A 678-nucleotide genomic window follows, 5' to 3' on the forward strand; every position below is an offset into this window, starting at 1 on the left:
GCACAATCCGCTGATCCCGCAGATGCGGCTGGACGAGCTGCTGGCGGAGCTGCAGGTGCGGTTGACGGCCGTGCTGGCCACCCGGGATCGGGTGCACGCGCTGCTGGAGGCCGTCGTCTCGGTGGGCAGCGATCTCGACCTGGAGACGGTGCTGCGTCGCATCGTGGAGACGGCGACCACGCTGGTGGACGCGAGTTACGGGGCGCTCGGCGTGGTCGGGCAGGAGAACACGCTGCTGCAGTTCATCCCGGTCGGGCTCAGCGAGGAGGAGATCGCCAGGATCGAGCACTGGCCCCATGGGCTGGGCCTGCTCGGGCTGCTGATCAAGGACGCCAGGCCGCTGCGGCTCAGGCGCATCTCCGACCATCCCGAGTCCTACGGCTTCCCGCCCGGCCATCCCCCTATGGGGAGTTTTCTGGGTGTGCCGATCCGGGTGCGCGACGAGGTGTTCGGCAACCTGTACCTGACCGAGAAGCGTGGCGGCGCCGAGTTCGACGAGGAGGATCAGGCCATGGTGATCGCGCTGGCCACGGCGGCGGGCGTGGCGGTGGAGAACGCCCGCCTGTACGAGGAGTCGCGCAGCCGCGAGACCTGGTTGCAGGCGTCGTCGGAGGTGACCACGAGCCTGCTGTCGGGCGCCGACCCGCGCGAGGTGCTGTCGGTGGTGGCCGCCCGCGC

General features: G+C 70.4%; 1 protein-coding gene. It reads left to right on the forward strand.

Annotation, left to right across the window (positions count from 1 at the left end; all coding sequences use genetic code 11):
• Positions 1-10: 10 nt before the first annotated feature.
• Positions 11-678 (forward strand): GAF domain-containing protein (locus ABFX54_RS56695; RefSeq protein WP_346115627.1); only part of this gene is annotated, 668 nt, incomplete at its 3' end.

The organism is Nonomuraea maheshkhaliensis, from assembly GCF_039529435.1.
GTDB classification, from domain to species: domain Bacteria; phylum Actinomycetota; class Actinomycetes; order Streptosporangiales; family Streptosporangiaceae; genus Nonomuraea; species Nonomuraea maheshkhaliensis.